The sequence below is a fragment of the Shimia sp. R9_1 genome, from assembly GCF_017743775.1.
Classification (GTDB): Bacteria; Pseudomonadota; Alphaproteobacteria; order Rhodobacterales; family Rhodobacteraceae; genus Shimia.
The window spans coordinates 1234625-1247637 of record NZ_JAGHRN010000001.1 but is presented as its reverse complement, the minus strand read 5'-3'; the positions used below and the strand labels follow the sequence as shown (position 1 = coordinate 1247637).

Annotated in this window: 12 protein-coding genes; 5 read left to right on the top strand and 7 right to left on the bottom strand. The window is 59.6% G+C overall.

Going from position 1 to position 13013, the window contains the following annotated elements; translation table 11 throughout:
- Positions 1-26: 26 nt before the first annotated feature.
- The 5 genes from J7399_RS06035 (at position 27) to J7399_RS06015 (ending at position 7837) form a co-directional block, all read left to right on the top strand.
- On the top strand, positions 27-3386 hold the full coding sequence (locus J7399_RS06035) for an adenylate/guanylate cyclase domain-containing protein (RefSeq protein ID WP_209084637.1): 3360 nt from the start codon (positions 27-29) through the stop codon (positions 3384-3386).
- A gap of 72 nt (positions 3387-3458) precedes the next feature.
- Complete coding sequence (locus tag J7399_RS06030; RefSeq protein WP_209084636.1) at positions 3459-4400, top strand: hypothetical protein; 942 nt, start codon at positions 3459-3461, stop codon at positions 4398-4400.
- Positions 4387-4854: a hypothetical protein gene (locus J7399_RS06025; RefSeq protein ID WP_209084635.1), complete on the top strand. Its 468-nt coding sequence runs from the start codon at positions 4387-4389 to the stop codon at positions 4852-4854. The genes J7399_RS06030 and J7399_RS06025 overlap by 14 nt, the downstream gene beginning before the upstream one ends.
- Entirely contained in the window at positions 4851-6758 is a 1908-nt protein-coding gene (locus J7399_RS06020) for a GMC family oxidoreductase (RefSeq protein WP_209084634.1), read from the top strand. Before J7399_RS06025 ends, J7399_RS06020 begins: the two co-directional genes overlap by 4 nt.
- Positions 6755-7837, top strand: coding sequence for a ferritin-like protein (locus tag J7399_RS06015; RefSeq protein ID WP_209084633.1), 1083 nt, complete (start codon positions 6755-6757; stop codon positions 7835-7837). Before J7399_RS06020 ends, J7399_RS06015 begins: the two co-directional genes overlap by 4 nt.
- 19 nt (positions 7838-7856) lie before the next feature.
- Here the strand turns inward: J7399_RS06015 and J7399_RS06010 are convergent, their stop codons facing one another.
- From J7399_RS06010 to J7399_RS05980, 7 genes are all read right to left on the bottom strand, one after another.
- Positions 7857-8972, bottom strand: coding sequence for a Hint domain-containing protein (locus J7399_RS06010; RefSeq protein WP_209084632.1), 1116 nt, complete (start codon positions 8970-8972; stop codon positions 7857-7859).
- 272 nt (positions 8973-9244) lie between these two features.
- The gene (locus J7399_RS06005; protein ID WP_058238271.1) at positions 9245-9541 is read right to left on the bottom strand and encodes a 50S ribosomal protein L23; all 297 of its coding nucleotides are present in this window, start codon (positions 9539-9541) and stop codon (positions 9245-9247) included.
- The gene (gene rplD / locus J7399_RS06000; RefSeq protein WP_209064698.1) at positions 9538-10155 is read right to left on the bottom strand and encodes a 50S ribosomal protein L4; all 618 of its coding nucleotides are present in this window, start codon (positions 10153-10155) and stop codon (positions 9538-9540) included. The genes J7399_RS06005 and rplD overlap by 4 nt, the downstream gene beginning before the upstream one ends.
- Positions 10152-10871 carry a 50S ribosomal protein L3 gene (rplC, locus tag J7399_RS05995; protein WP_209064700.1) on the bottom strand — a complete coding sequence of 240 codons (720 nt, stop codon included), beginning with the start codon at positions 10869-10871 and terminating at the stop codon, positions 10152-10154. The genes rplD and rplC overlap by 4 nt, the downstream gene beginning before the upstream one ends.
- A gap of 12 nt (positions 10872-10883) precedes the next feature.
- The gene (gene rpsJ / locus J7399_RS05990; protein WP_044028221.1) at positions 10884-11192 is read right to left on the bottom strand and encodes a 30S ribosomal protein S10; all 309 of its coding nucleotides are present in this window, start codon (positions 11190-11192) and stop codon (positions 10884-10886) included.
- Positions 11193-11589: 397 nt separating this feature from the next.
- Complete coding sequence (locus J7399_RS05985) at positions 11590-12045, bottom strand: universal stress protein (protein WP_209064702.1); 456 nt, start codon at positions 12043-12045, stop codon at positions 11590-11592.
- A 97-nt stretch (positions 12046-12142) separates the two neighbouring features.
- Complete coding sequence (locus J7399_RS05980; RefSeq protein ID WP_209078427.1) at positions 12143-13009, bottom strand: branched-chain amino acid aminotransferase; 867 nt, start codon at positions 13007-13009, stop codon at positions 12143-12145.
- Between the last annotated feature and the right edge of the window lie 4 nt (positions 13010-13013).

Genomic DNA, 13013 nt, shown 5'->3' with positions numbered 1-13013 from the left:
ATTTTGATGTGCGTGAGGAGTGCCGTTTGGAAGGCCTCGTTAGTTCTTGTTCACAATGCGATACAGAGAACCCGGTTGGCGCCAATTTCTGCCAACACTGCGGGAACTCGCTGCGACTGGCGTGTTCAAACTGCGGCCACCAGACCACGCCGGGCGCGAAGTTCTGCACCAATTGCGGCACCGCGCTGGAGGAAGAGGCGCGGGAAGATCTGCTGAGCGCCACGCCTGCGCCTCAGGATGCGATCTTTAAGGTGCCAACAACCCCGCCACCGGAGGATGTGGCAGAGCGGCGGTTGCTCACGGTCTTGTTCAGCGACCTTGTTGGCTCCACCGCTTTGTCCTCCCAGCTCGATCCTGAAGACTACCGCGATCTGATCACCCGCTACCGCACGCTGGTGGAAACTGTGGTCGACAAATTTGGCGGCAAGATAGCCAATTTTGCCGGAGATGGCGTAGTGGCGGTGTTCGGCTATCCGGTGGCCAAAGAGGGCAGCCACTATGCCGCCGCCGTCTGCGCGCTGGAAATCAACGACCGTGCCGCAGAGATCGCCAGCGCGCTGAGTGACAGCTCCGTCAGCACACAGGTGCGTCTCGGATTGCACACCGGCCCCGTGGTGGTCGGCGCCGCCAACAGCGCCTCTCTGGATGAGAAAATGTGGCTCTTCGGGGATACGCCAAATGTCGCCGCGCGGGTGCAGTCCGCCGCCAAGGTTGGACAGGTGGTGGTGACGGAGGTGACACGCAGATTGATCGGCGACCGGCTGGAGTATGCCTCGCTTGGCAGCCCGGAACTCGCCGGTGTCGAAGCCCCGCTGGAGCTCTTTTCTGTGTCGATCAGCCACGGCGTCTTTCAGACCCCACGCAGGGAAGTCTTGCAAAGCGACACCCCGATCATTGGGCGCGGGGCAGAGATCGCTCTGGTGAAGTCGCGCTGGGATGACGCGCTGGAAGGTGACGGGCAGGTGCTTCTGCTCACCGGAGACGCGGGTGTTGGCAAAACCAAAATCGCCTTTGCGCTCAATCAGGATATCAGCAACGCCACCTTCAGCAGCCTCACCTTCTTTGGCTCCCCCATGCACCAAAGCAGCGCGTTTTTTCCGGTCAAAAACGCTCTGGCCTCCGTGATGAACCTCACCCCCGGCGCCGAGGTGTCTGAGAACCGGGCGCAGGCCATCGCCTTCATGCAAAAGCTTGGCCTTGATGTCACCATCAGCGGTGCGCCGGTTCTGCGACTCATGGGCTTTGAAGAGGAGACCGGCAGCTCGGCCCCGATGGCACCAGAACGTGAAAAAGCCGCTCTTGTCAGCGCGCTTTTGCAAATCTGCTGCGCGATGGAGGCAGAGCACCCGCTGCTCCTGCTTCTGGATGACGTGCACTGGATGGATGCCTCCACGCTGGATTTTGTCGATCAATGGATCGCCCGGCTTGCGGAGCGGCGCTGTCTGATCCTGATGACTGCACGCGGAGAATTTGACTCCCCCTGGCGCAACCAACCCCATGTCACCACGCTGGAACTCAACCGCCTTGGCCGCGCCGACACCTTCAAACTGGTGGAAAGCATCGCCGGGATGCGCCCGCCCACCGCCATCCTCAACCAGCTTGCGGAGCGCACCGACGGTGTGCCGCTCTTTGTGGAGGAGCTGACCAAAATGGCGATGGAGACCGGCCTCTTTGAGGATCACTCCCAAAGCACCGCCGAGCTGTCCCTTGCAATCCCGGAATCCCTGCAGGACTCGCTGATGTCACGTCTGGATCGGCTCTCCGCCAGCCGCGAGGTGGTGCAGGTCGCCGCCGCAATCGGGCGCGTCTTTGGGCATGACATCCTGCGCGAGGTGCTGGATTGGGACGAGCTGGAAACCCGCGACGCGCTGGATCAGCTCTTGGAGGCCGAACTGATCGTGCCCGCTGGCCTGCCGGGTGATGTGCAGTCGTACAAATTCCGCCACGCTCTGGTGCAGGATGCGGCCTATCAATCCATGCTGCGCGCCACAGCGGCCAAATGGCACGGTCGGATTGCCCGCGTGCTCGACACAGGCGACCCCAGAGAGCCGGGGGCAGAGCCGGAAATCCTTGGCTATCACTACCAAAAGGCGGGCAATTTTGCCAAAGCCGAAGGCTTCATGCTCTCCGCCGCGCGGCGCGCCACCTTGCAGTCCGCCAATGTCGAGGCGATCTCACATCTGCAGAACTCTCTGGAATGCCTGCGCGAGCTGCCATCGTCCCAAGAACGCGATCACCGCGAGATCGATCTGCAAATCCTGCTCGCCGTGCCACTGGCCTTTGTGCGCGGCTATGCCCATGAAACCGTGATCACCGCTTATGCCCGCGCACAGGAACTCTGCCGCCAATATGGTGAAATGGAGCGGCTCTTCAAAGTCATCTACGGCCAGTTCCGCTCCATGATGCTGGGAGGGGAATACGCCACCTCGCAAAACAACGCAGACCGGTTGGTGTCTCTGGCCCGCGACCTTGGCAGCCCGATGACACTGGCTGCGACCGAGCGCTCTATGGGCGCGTTGCAGACCTATTTGGGCCACCCGCACAAAGCCATTTCCTTTCTGGATGCCGGCATCGCCGTGGATCTGACATTGGAGGACCGCAAGCGCGGGCTGGATTTTGATGTGGTGGATCTGTCCGTCGCGCTCAACGGCTACCTCGGCCTGTCGCGCTGGCTCGCAGGGGATGTGATCGGCGCCCGTGAGGCCAGCGAGCGCTGCCTTGTCCACGCCGAAGAAACCGCGCATCCCTTCAGCGTGTCTTTTGCCAATGCCTTTGCCGGATGGCTTGGACAATTCAGCGGCGACGAGGCCCGCGTGGCCGAAACCTCCGCCCGCCTGATCACCCTGTCGGAAGAGTATTCCTTCCAGTTCTGGCGCGGCTGGGCGCGGGTGATGAACGGCTGGGCGCAGCGACACGACCCGCAGGTCAACGCATTGGCCGAAATCCGGCTTGGTTTGGATGAATGGCGCGAGACCGGTTGCCGCCTTGGCCTGAGCTATTTCCTCTACCTTTACGCCGACGTGGCGCTGCTGCGAGAGGAGTTCGATCTGGCCGAAGACCTGCTGGCGGAGGCCAATGATTTTGTCACCATCAGCGGGGAGAAATTCTGGGTTGTCGGTCTCGCCGGGTTGCAGGGGCGGGTGGCGCTTGCCAAAGGCAATCGCACCGCGGCGATCACCCATCTGGAGCGGGCCATCGCGCTGGCGTTTGAGATGGGCCACCACGGGGCCTTGCCCTCTGCCGTGACCGATCTCGCCGCCATCCCCTCGGCGGCAGACAGGCTGCGCGACGCAAGCGACAACATGAAAACCAAGCTTGGCAAGGCCAAGGCCAAAGACCCGGCCCTGACCCAGGCGTGGAAGGCCTTGGCCAAGCTGGCCACCTGAAACACGGACAAGACGGAGAGAAGATCAAGCACATCGTCAGCCGCCAGAAAGGCGGCGCATAGGGAGGGACCAATGACAGACGACAGCCAGACTGAAAAACCGTGCAAACAGATCAATATCGCGGGCGTGATGCCCAAGCTGCCCAAAGAGTTTGACACCTTCCCCTTCTTCTACGCCTCCCTGCAATGCCAATGGATGTACTGGTACACCGACCCGGACGTCGCCGAAGCCTTTGTCAAAGACACCGGTCTTTGTGTGGCCAGATTTCCCGATGGAAAAGGCAACGACAAAGCTGTCATCCTTCTGAATTTCCAACGCTACACCGCGCATTACGACAACTCGCTTGGCTTTGTGAACGAGGTGGAATTCAACCTTCTCGCCTATCCGCAAAACCGTGTCCCCGGCGTGCCGCAAGTCTCGCTCTGGGAGTATCTGCACGGCCGTGACCAAACCAAAACCATTGGTCACTTGCGCGTGCATGTGGCCGCTGACAACGCCATGGCAGTGAAAGCCGGGCGGGAGGCCTTTGGCGAGCCGAAGTTTCTGGGCCACTTCAATTACAAAGTGCCTGCGCTCAATGCCAAGATGAAGGGGGAGCCGCCCCGGCAAAGTAAGAAATGGTGGATACAGCTGGTCAATCCCGATGATCCTGAAACCATCGTCTACGATCTGAGTGCCGATTTCGGTCTGCTGACCGGCGATCAATGGGCGATCACCAATTGCACGCCGATCCCCGAATTTGCCGCCGGCTTGGGGCGCACGGTCTGGACCCGCTGGACCATCTCCGGACTGTTTGAAACCGCCTTGTTGACCGATGAAGCAGGGCAGGAGATTGCCAAGACCTTCGAGCTCAAGCTCGGGGAGAATGACTTCCCCATGACGCGGGACATGCGCACACTTTTCACCGACATGACGCCGGTCGCCATTCAGGTCTTTGAAAGTCCGCCCGCCTGTTTTGAGCCGCGCGGCTTTTACGTCGACGCCATTGACGGAGACCGCCATGACACAGTCTGATCCCGCCTTTGACGCCTTCCTCACCATCAGCTCTGTGCTGACCGGTTATTCGCCTGCTGAATTGCAAGGCACAGGCTGCGCCCCCGAATATTGGCATCAATTTCAGCAGGTCCTGTCAGAGGAGGTCCGCGAAAGCTTTCTCGCGGGCGCTGCCAAACTTGGATGCAATGACCCGGATGCCGTCGTGCGCGACCACTTTCTTTCAGACAAATGCCACGGCCCCGTCGCCCGCGCCCTGATCCAGCTTTGGTATCTCGGCCAATGGGCACCGCTGCCTCAGGACTGGACCGACGCCTACGGCGCATCCCGCTTTGACACCGCGCGCATCCTCTCCAGCCGCGCCTATAAGGAAGGCCTCGTCTGGGATGCCATCGGCGCGCACCCTATGGGCGCCAAACAACAGGGTTTTGGCGCTTGGGCCATGAAGCCTCCTGCGGGGAGGGCCGGATCATGAGCGCTGATGTGTTTGAAGAAGACCGGTTTTATGATGTGGTCATCGTTGGCGCGGGCATTGCCGGCGGGATCGTCGCCAAAGAACTCGCCGCCGCTGGCCAGACCGTGCTCATTCTGGAAGCGGGCGCTGACCACGGCGAAACGTGGCAGACCTACCGCAGCTATCTTGACCAATACTACATGTCGATGGCCAAGACCCCCAATTCGCCATATCCCAATCTGCCCACGTTGCCTTCGCCCTCGGTGCTCGACATCACCGCCGTGCGCGGCACCCAGCCCGACACCAACGGCTATTTTGTGCAGAAAGGCCCGCTGCCCTTTGGCAGCAACTACCTGCGCGCCTATGGCGGCACCATGCTGCATTGGCTCGGCACCAGCCTGCGCATGATGCCTGCCGATTTTGAGATGCAGACCCGCTTTGGCAAAGGGGTGGACTGGCCGATCTCCTACCAAGACCTGCGCCCTTACTATGAGCGTGCCGAATGGGAGATTGGTGTTTCTGCCGATGTGAAAGAGCAGACCCCCAAGGCGCTGGGCATCAATCCCACCCAGCCGGAGGACAACGAAGGCTATTTTGCCAAAGACTATGAATACCCGATGCACCCGATCCCCTCGTCTTACGTGGATGGGTTTTTTGCCAAGGCCGATGATATGCCGATCAACATCGGCCATGATGATAGCCCGGTGCATCTGAAGGTTTCCAACACGCCACAAGGGCGCAATTCGACCCCGCGCAGGCCCAAAGAGAAAGATGGAACTTTTCTGGTGGGCAATGAGGCGCGCGCGCCTTTTGTGCCGCGCGGCGCAACCGGTGCTTTTGCCTTCATGGGGCAGCGCTGTGAAGGCAATTCCAGCTGCATCCCGATCTGCCCCATTCAGGCCAAATATAACGCCATGAAAACGCTCGGCGATGCGATCCATCTGGGCAAAGACCGTCTGCGCAAGGTCACGCAAGCCGTGGTCTCCAAAGTCGAAGTGGGAGAGGACGGCAAGGTCTGTGGCATCATCTACAAGAAATACCCGTTCCCCGGTGTGGCACAGTTTGATCTGCGCCGAGTGCGTGCCCGCCAATATGTGCTGGCCGGTGGCGCGGTGGAGAATGTCACCTTGGCGCTGGCCTCAAACCTCTGCCGCAGCAGCGGCGAGCTCGGCCGCAACCTGATGGATCATCCTTATATGATGTGCTGGGGCACAGCGCCGGAGCCTGTCGGTGCTTTCCGTGGCCCCGGCTCAACCTCTTCTTATGCGAACTTCCGGGATGGCAACTTCCGGGGCCGCAAAGGCGCGTTCCGTCTGGAAATCGGCAACTGGGGGTGGAACTTCGCGGCGGGCTCTCCAAATGCGGACGTCACCCGGCTTGTGGAGCAGGACAACCTCTATGGCACCGCTCTGCGGGACAAACTCCACCATGATGTGCAGCGGCAGGTCCGCCTTGGCGTCTTGGTCGAGCAGCTCCCCCGCGCCTCAAACCGCGTGACAATTGATCCGGCCTACCGCACCCCCATGGGCGATTTCCGACCGGTGATCGCCTATGATCTGGATGATTACTCCCGCGCCGGTCTCGCCGCCGCACGCGATGTCTGCAAACAGATCTTCCAGCGCCTCGGCGTGAAAGACCACACCGCCTATGATCCCAATTCTGCAGGCTATTTCACCTACAATGGCAAGGGTTACACCTTCTGGGGCGCAGGCCACCTTGTCGGCACCCACCGCATGGGCACGTCGCGCGACACCTCTGTCACCAACAGTGTGTCCCAGACGTGGGATCACGAGAACCTCTGGATGGTTGGCTGCGGCTCCATGCCCACCATTGCCACCTCCAATCCCACGCTGACCCTCGCCGCTCTGGCCTTCCGCGCAGCCGATGCGCTCAAAGCGGCGCTAAATCAGGAGGCCGTGGCATGACACAGGATCTCTCCGCCGCCCGCCACGAGCTCTGCACCCTTCTGCAACAGGCACTGATGCTGGAGCTCTCCACCATCCCGCCCTATGCCACGGCGCTCTATTCGATCCTGCAGGAGGGGCAATACAACCGCTCCGACCCGGAGCTGGTGAATGCCGAGCCGATTGAGGTCATCCGACAGGTCATGGTGGAGGAAATGCTGCATATGGTGCTGGTCGCCAACGTGCTGAACGGCATCGGCGGCACGCCGCAGATGACCAATCCGGACCTCTTGCCAACCTACCCGCATGCGCTGCTCGGCGGGCGCGGCCCAACGGTGCATCTGCGCCGCTTCACGCCGGATCAGATCAAAACCTTCCGCCAGATCGAAACCGCCCCCGAAAGCCCCTACCCGGGGGAGCACGGCGATTATCACACCATCGGGGGCTTCTACATCTTCATCAAAACCCGCCTCAAAGACATCTGCGACACCTTCGGCGTTGAAGCGATCTTCATCGGTGCCGAAGACCGCCAGATCAGCAATGATGACTACTACGGGGCAGGGGGGCATGTGATTGAAATCATCGGCTCTCCAGAGGAGCGCTACGCCGCCGCGATAGAGGCCATTGATGAGATCATGGAAGAAGGCGAAGGTGCCTGTCTCGGCCATCGCGCCGGTGACAATGACCCCATCCCCGGCCCAGCAGACCACGAAGACGTCGCGCATTACTTCAAGTTCAACGAAATCCTGCACAGCCGATACTATCACCCCGACGATCCCGTCGACGGCCCGCCCACGGGCAAAGACCTGATCGTGGATTGGCGCGCGGTCTCCCCGATGCGCGATGACCCTGCGCAGGATCACATTGCGGGCCAAAAAGACATCGAAGCCATGTCACACGCCTTCAATGTCACATGGTCCAAGCTGCTCAGGGGGCTGGAGCGCGCCTTTAACGGCGAGCGCGCGGCGCTGCGCCAACTGGTGCCGGTGATGTATGACCTCAAGTCAGACGCTACCAAGCTGATGCGCACCCCACTGCCGGACGGCTCCGGTGAAACGGTGGGTCCAACGTGGACTTATCTGCCAGATTGCGGGACGTAGAGGCGCAGGTGCGCCATCCTCAGGCCGCCGTCACCAACCCTTGCGGATCGGCGCGCCCCAGTGACGGCGCATAGCCTTCCAGCACCGCCCGATGGTTCTTTTGCAGGCGGCGGACCAGCTGTTTCTGCCGCGGATTTTCTGGGATCACATAAGCGCTCTTGGCGTCAAACGCGGCATCGCGGGTTTCCGGAAAGATCGCCTTGATCTCCGCAACCGCCTCACGGGACAGCGCGCATTCCGTCATCTTGCCAAACAACAGGCTCTCGCTCGGGCAGCCTTCGGCAAAGACCACCTCATGCTGATCAAACAGCAGATGCACATAGTCCACATCTGAGGTCGGGCGATGCAGGGAAATGCCGGGCAGACCGCACAGCCGGATGGCAGCCACAAGCGCTGTCTTCTGTCCGAACATACGCTGACAAATCGGCGAATGCACAGCCATGCGGTGCTGACGGGAGACAAAGAGGTCACGCTTCGGCAGACCCTGACCCAGCGCACCAGCCGCGATTCTCACCGGATGCAGCTTCTCGTCCTGCGCCAATTCTTCGGCGGTAAGCTGTCGGCGGCCAACCCAGCGCACGGGTTTGAGGCCGGTCTCCGTGCGGACAACATCCCCAATCTCGATGTCGCGCGCGGCCTTTGTGCCATTGGCCGTGGCTATCCGCGTGCCGCCTGCAAAACAGACCATCAGCGAAATATTGTCGACAATCGCACCAAGGCTGTCATTGGGGCCGCGCTCGGTAAACCGCAGCGTATAGGTGCCGCCTTTGGGGAAAGAGACCGGCAGCGAAAACTCCAACAGCTCATTGGCTGTCGGGCGCACTTCCATGGAGGCAATGACTTTGTTGTCTGCATCCAGAATTTCGACGTTGAAGCCTTCTTTGCCCGCGTTGCGATTCGAGGCGTTCCGCAGGGCAGAATCAAAGGTCAACTCTGTATCGGTGCCGTGAGACACCTCAAAACTCTGCTCAAGAACAGTGGTCAGCCCACGCCGCCCATCCAGCTCGGACACCGCGTTTTGCGAGCCATTGTGCAGATACGCCGTCTCTCTGTGGTTTGCCTCAATATCACTGCCGCTCCATCCGGATGCACCCGCATCGAATGTGCCGTTAATGATTAAATTCTTTGGAGCCATGAAAATTACCCATCACCATAAGGAACCTACTAACACACGAAGTATTTGATTCAAGTTTGAACCAATTTAATTGGTTAACGCGTTCAAACGTGAAGTCTTAAATTTATTGGGTTGTGGCTGTCATTTTACGCCCCAAAAGTTAACAGAATCTGCTGGGGCGGTTGGGGCTGCCTTTGGGGGCTTTGTCAGGGGGCTGATCGCAAGCGATCAGCGGGCAACAAAAGGCCGCCCGAAACTCGGACGGCCTCTTAATTTTCTTAAGGCGGAGTCTATTACAGACCGGTGGACACGTCGATCGTGTTGCCTTCTTCCAGGGTCACGTAAGCCTTTTTCACGTCTTTCCGCTTGCCGAGCTGGCCGCGGAAACGCTTGACTTTACCCTTGGTGATGGTGGTGTTGACCGCTTTGACCTTCACACCAAAGAGCGCTTCAACAGCTTCTTTGATCTGTGGTTTGTTGCTGTCGATCGCCACTTCGAAAACCACTGCGCCGTTCTCAGACGCCATGGTGGATTTCTCGGTGATGACCGGCTTGCGGATCACATCGTAGTGTTCTGCCTTCGCGCTCATTTCAGACGAGCCTCCAGTGCTTCGATCCCCGCTTTGGTGATCACCAGAGTGTCACGCTTGAGGATGTCATAGACGTTCGCGCCCATGGTCGGCAGGATGTCCAGACCGTCGATGTTGCGCGATGCTTTCAGGAAGCCTTCGTTCACGGATGCACCGTCGATGACCAGAGCACGTTTCCAGCCGAGGTTTTTCACCTGCTTGGCCAGAGCTGCGGTCTTGCCTTCAGCTGCTGCATCTTCGATCACAACCAGCTCGCCTGCTTTCGCTTTGGCGGACAGGGCGTGCTTCAGGCCCAGCTTGCGGAACTTCTTAGGCAGATCGTGGCCGTGGCTGCGAACAACCGGACCTTTGTAGATACCACCACCACGGAAGATCGGCGCGTTGCGGTCACCATGGCGTGCGCCACCGGTGCCTTTTTGGCGATAGATCTTCTTTGTGGAGTAGGAAGTTTCCGAACGGGTCTTCACCTTGTGGGTGCCGGCCTGCGCGTTGTTGCGCTGCCAACGGACCACACGGTGCAGGATGTCCGCGCGTGGTTCCTGACCGAAGAGATCTTCGGACAGTTCAACTGAACCAGCTTTGGAGCCGTCGAGTTTGATCACGTCAAGTTTCATGCTTCACCACCTTCCGCAGGCGCTTCTGCTGCTTCGGTTGCTGCTGCCTTGATTGCCGCCGGGAATGGCAGACCTTCAGGCGCTTTCTTCTTCACGGCGTCCTTAACGGAAACCCAGCCACCTTTGGAGCCAGGCACAGCGCCTTTGATGAAGAGCAGACCACGCTCGGCGTCGGTTTTCACGACTTCGAGGTTTTGGGTGGTTACGCGAACCGCACCCATGTGACCGGCCATCTTCTTGCCTTTGAAGACGCGGCCCGGGTCTTGACACTGACCGGTGGAACCGTGCGAACGGTGGCTGATCGAAACACCGTGTGTTGCGCGCAGACCGCCGAAGTTGTGGCGTTTCATGGCACCGGCAAAACCTTTACCGATCGAAGTGCCCGCAACGTCCACTTTCTGACCTTCAACGAAGTGCTCTGCGGAGATTTCCGCGCCCACTTCAATCAGGCCTTCTGCTGGAACGCGGAACTCAACCAGCTTGCGCTTTGGTTCCACTTTCGCTGCTGCGAAGTGGCCACGCATGGCTTGGGAGGTGCGTTTGGCCTTGGCGGAGCCAGCGCCGAGCTGAACGGCGGTGTAGCCGTCTTTCTCTTCAGTGCGCTGTGCAACAACCTGCAGGCCGTCGAGGTGGAGAACGGTCACAGGGATCTGCTTGCCGTCTTCCATGAACAAGCGGGTCATGCCCACTTTCTTTGCGATAATACCGGAACGCATCAGATATTCTCCTTAAACAGAGATCTGCACGTCCACGCCGGCCGCCAGGTCGAGCTTCATCAGCGCGTCTACGGTCTGCGGGGTCGGATCAACGATGTCGAGAAGACGCTTGTGCGTACGGATCTCGAACTGATCGCGGGATTTCTTGTCTACGTGAGGACCACGCAGAACGGTGAACTTCTCAATCTTGTTGGGAAGCGGGATCGGGCCACGAACCTGCGCGCCGGTGCGCTTTGCAGTGTTCACGATTTCCTGTGTGCTGGCATCCAGGACACGGTAATCAAAAGCCTTCAGCCGAATGCGAATGTTTTGACTTTGCATTTCGTCAGCCTTTTTTAGGCGTTAGAGTTGAGAGGAGGACCTGCGACCACCGCAAACCCTCATCGAACTCAAAAAGCGGGAATCACCCCGCCTTCCTATTCCCATAGGGAACCAGCGCCCTTTACAGCCGATTTGCTAAGCGGGCAAGGGGTATTGTGACATTCAGAGGCTTTGGCCGCTGACCGGTAAGAGCGGACCTGCGCTAACTCTTAATCGCATGTAGCAAATCCAAGAGCCCTTTGCGGTCGTTATCATCGGAGAAATCGCCATTGGCAGATCTGTAATGAGGCGGCCTCAAGGATTGGGATCACAAAGTGTGATTTCAAACTCGCCCAGATGAAGGTGGCCCGCAAGCACAGGCTTTTGAGGCGTGCGCGACAAAGAAGGAGAAAGGCTCTTACGTAATCGCCTCAAGCTCTTCTTTGGTCAGGTCGCCGGGCACCACGGTGATCGGGATCGGCAGGCTGCCGGAGTTGCGCGACATCTGCGAAACCAGAGGGCCGGGGCCCTTGCGGTCGTTGCCTGCGCCAAGGACCAAAACGCCGATTTCAGGGTCTTCGCGGATTTCAGACAGGATCTCCGTCACCGCTTCGCCTTCACGGATCTTCAGCTCTGGGTCGACGTTCTGGCGATCACGCATCCATTTGGCAAACACCTCATAATGCACCTCGATCCGCTCCCGCGCCTCTTCGCGCATCAGATCGCTCACACCAATCCAGTGATTGAACTCTTCCGGCGGAATGACCGACAGGATTTTCACACCGCCACCGGTGCTTGCCGCCCGCATCGCGGCAAAACGCATCGCATTTAGACATTCCCGGCTGTCATCCAGCACCACGAGGAACTTGCGCATCACATTTCTCCCTTTCGGAGATCATGCCGCTTAGGGTGGGGCGGCGCAACATCTGTTTGCGCCGAAATCCCCAACGTCTTAGGCCGGTTAGCGCCGATCACGCCGCGCTTGAGGCGGCCCAGTCCCAGTAAAGCTCGCGCACACGCCGTGTGATTGGTCCGGTCTGATACTGGCGGTCATCAAAGGCGCTTACAGGCGTCACTTTGTTCATATTGCCGGACATGAAGACCTCATCGGCCTCTTCAAAGTCCTGATAGCCAAGCACCGTTTCATGCACGGTCACACCATCTGCGCGCAGGTTTTCAATGTGACGCGCACGGGTGATGCCTGCGAGGAAGGTGCCGTTTGGCACCGGCGTGAACACTTCACCGTCGCGGACCATAAAGATATTGGCGGTCGCGGTTTCCGCCACATTGCCCATCGCGTCACAGGTCAGCGTGTTGGAAAAGCCTTTGTTGCGGGCCTCACGCAGCATGCGCGCGTTGTTTGGATAGAGACAGCCTGCCTTGGCATTGACCACCGCGCTTTCCAGCACTGGGCGGCGGAACCGGGTTTTGGTCAGGGTGGCGGCGGCTTCTGGCGCAGCCATCGGGATTTCCTCAAGGCAGAGGGCAAAGCCCGTTGTGTCTGCGCTTGGCACGATGGCTGTCGCGTCGCCATCAATGCCCCAGTACATTGGGCGGATGTAAACCGCGGCGCCGGGGGCATAGGCTTTCAAGCCGTCTTTCGCGATCTCCACCATTTCCTCTGCGCTGACCGTTGGTGTCAGCAACAGCGCCTCGGCGGAACGGTTGGTGCGCGCGCAGTGTTTGTCCAGATCCGGGGTCAGACCATTCACCATCCGCGCGCCGTCAAAAACAGAGGATCCCAGCCACGCGCCATGATCTGCGGCGCGCATAATCGGCGCGTCGCCGTCATGCCAGCTGCCGTTGAAATAGGTGCGAATGTTGCTGCCGGTTGCCATGGTA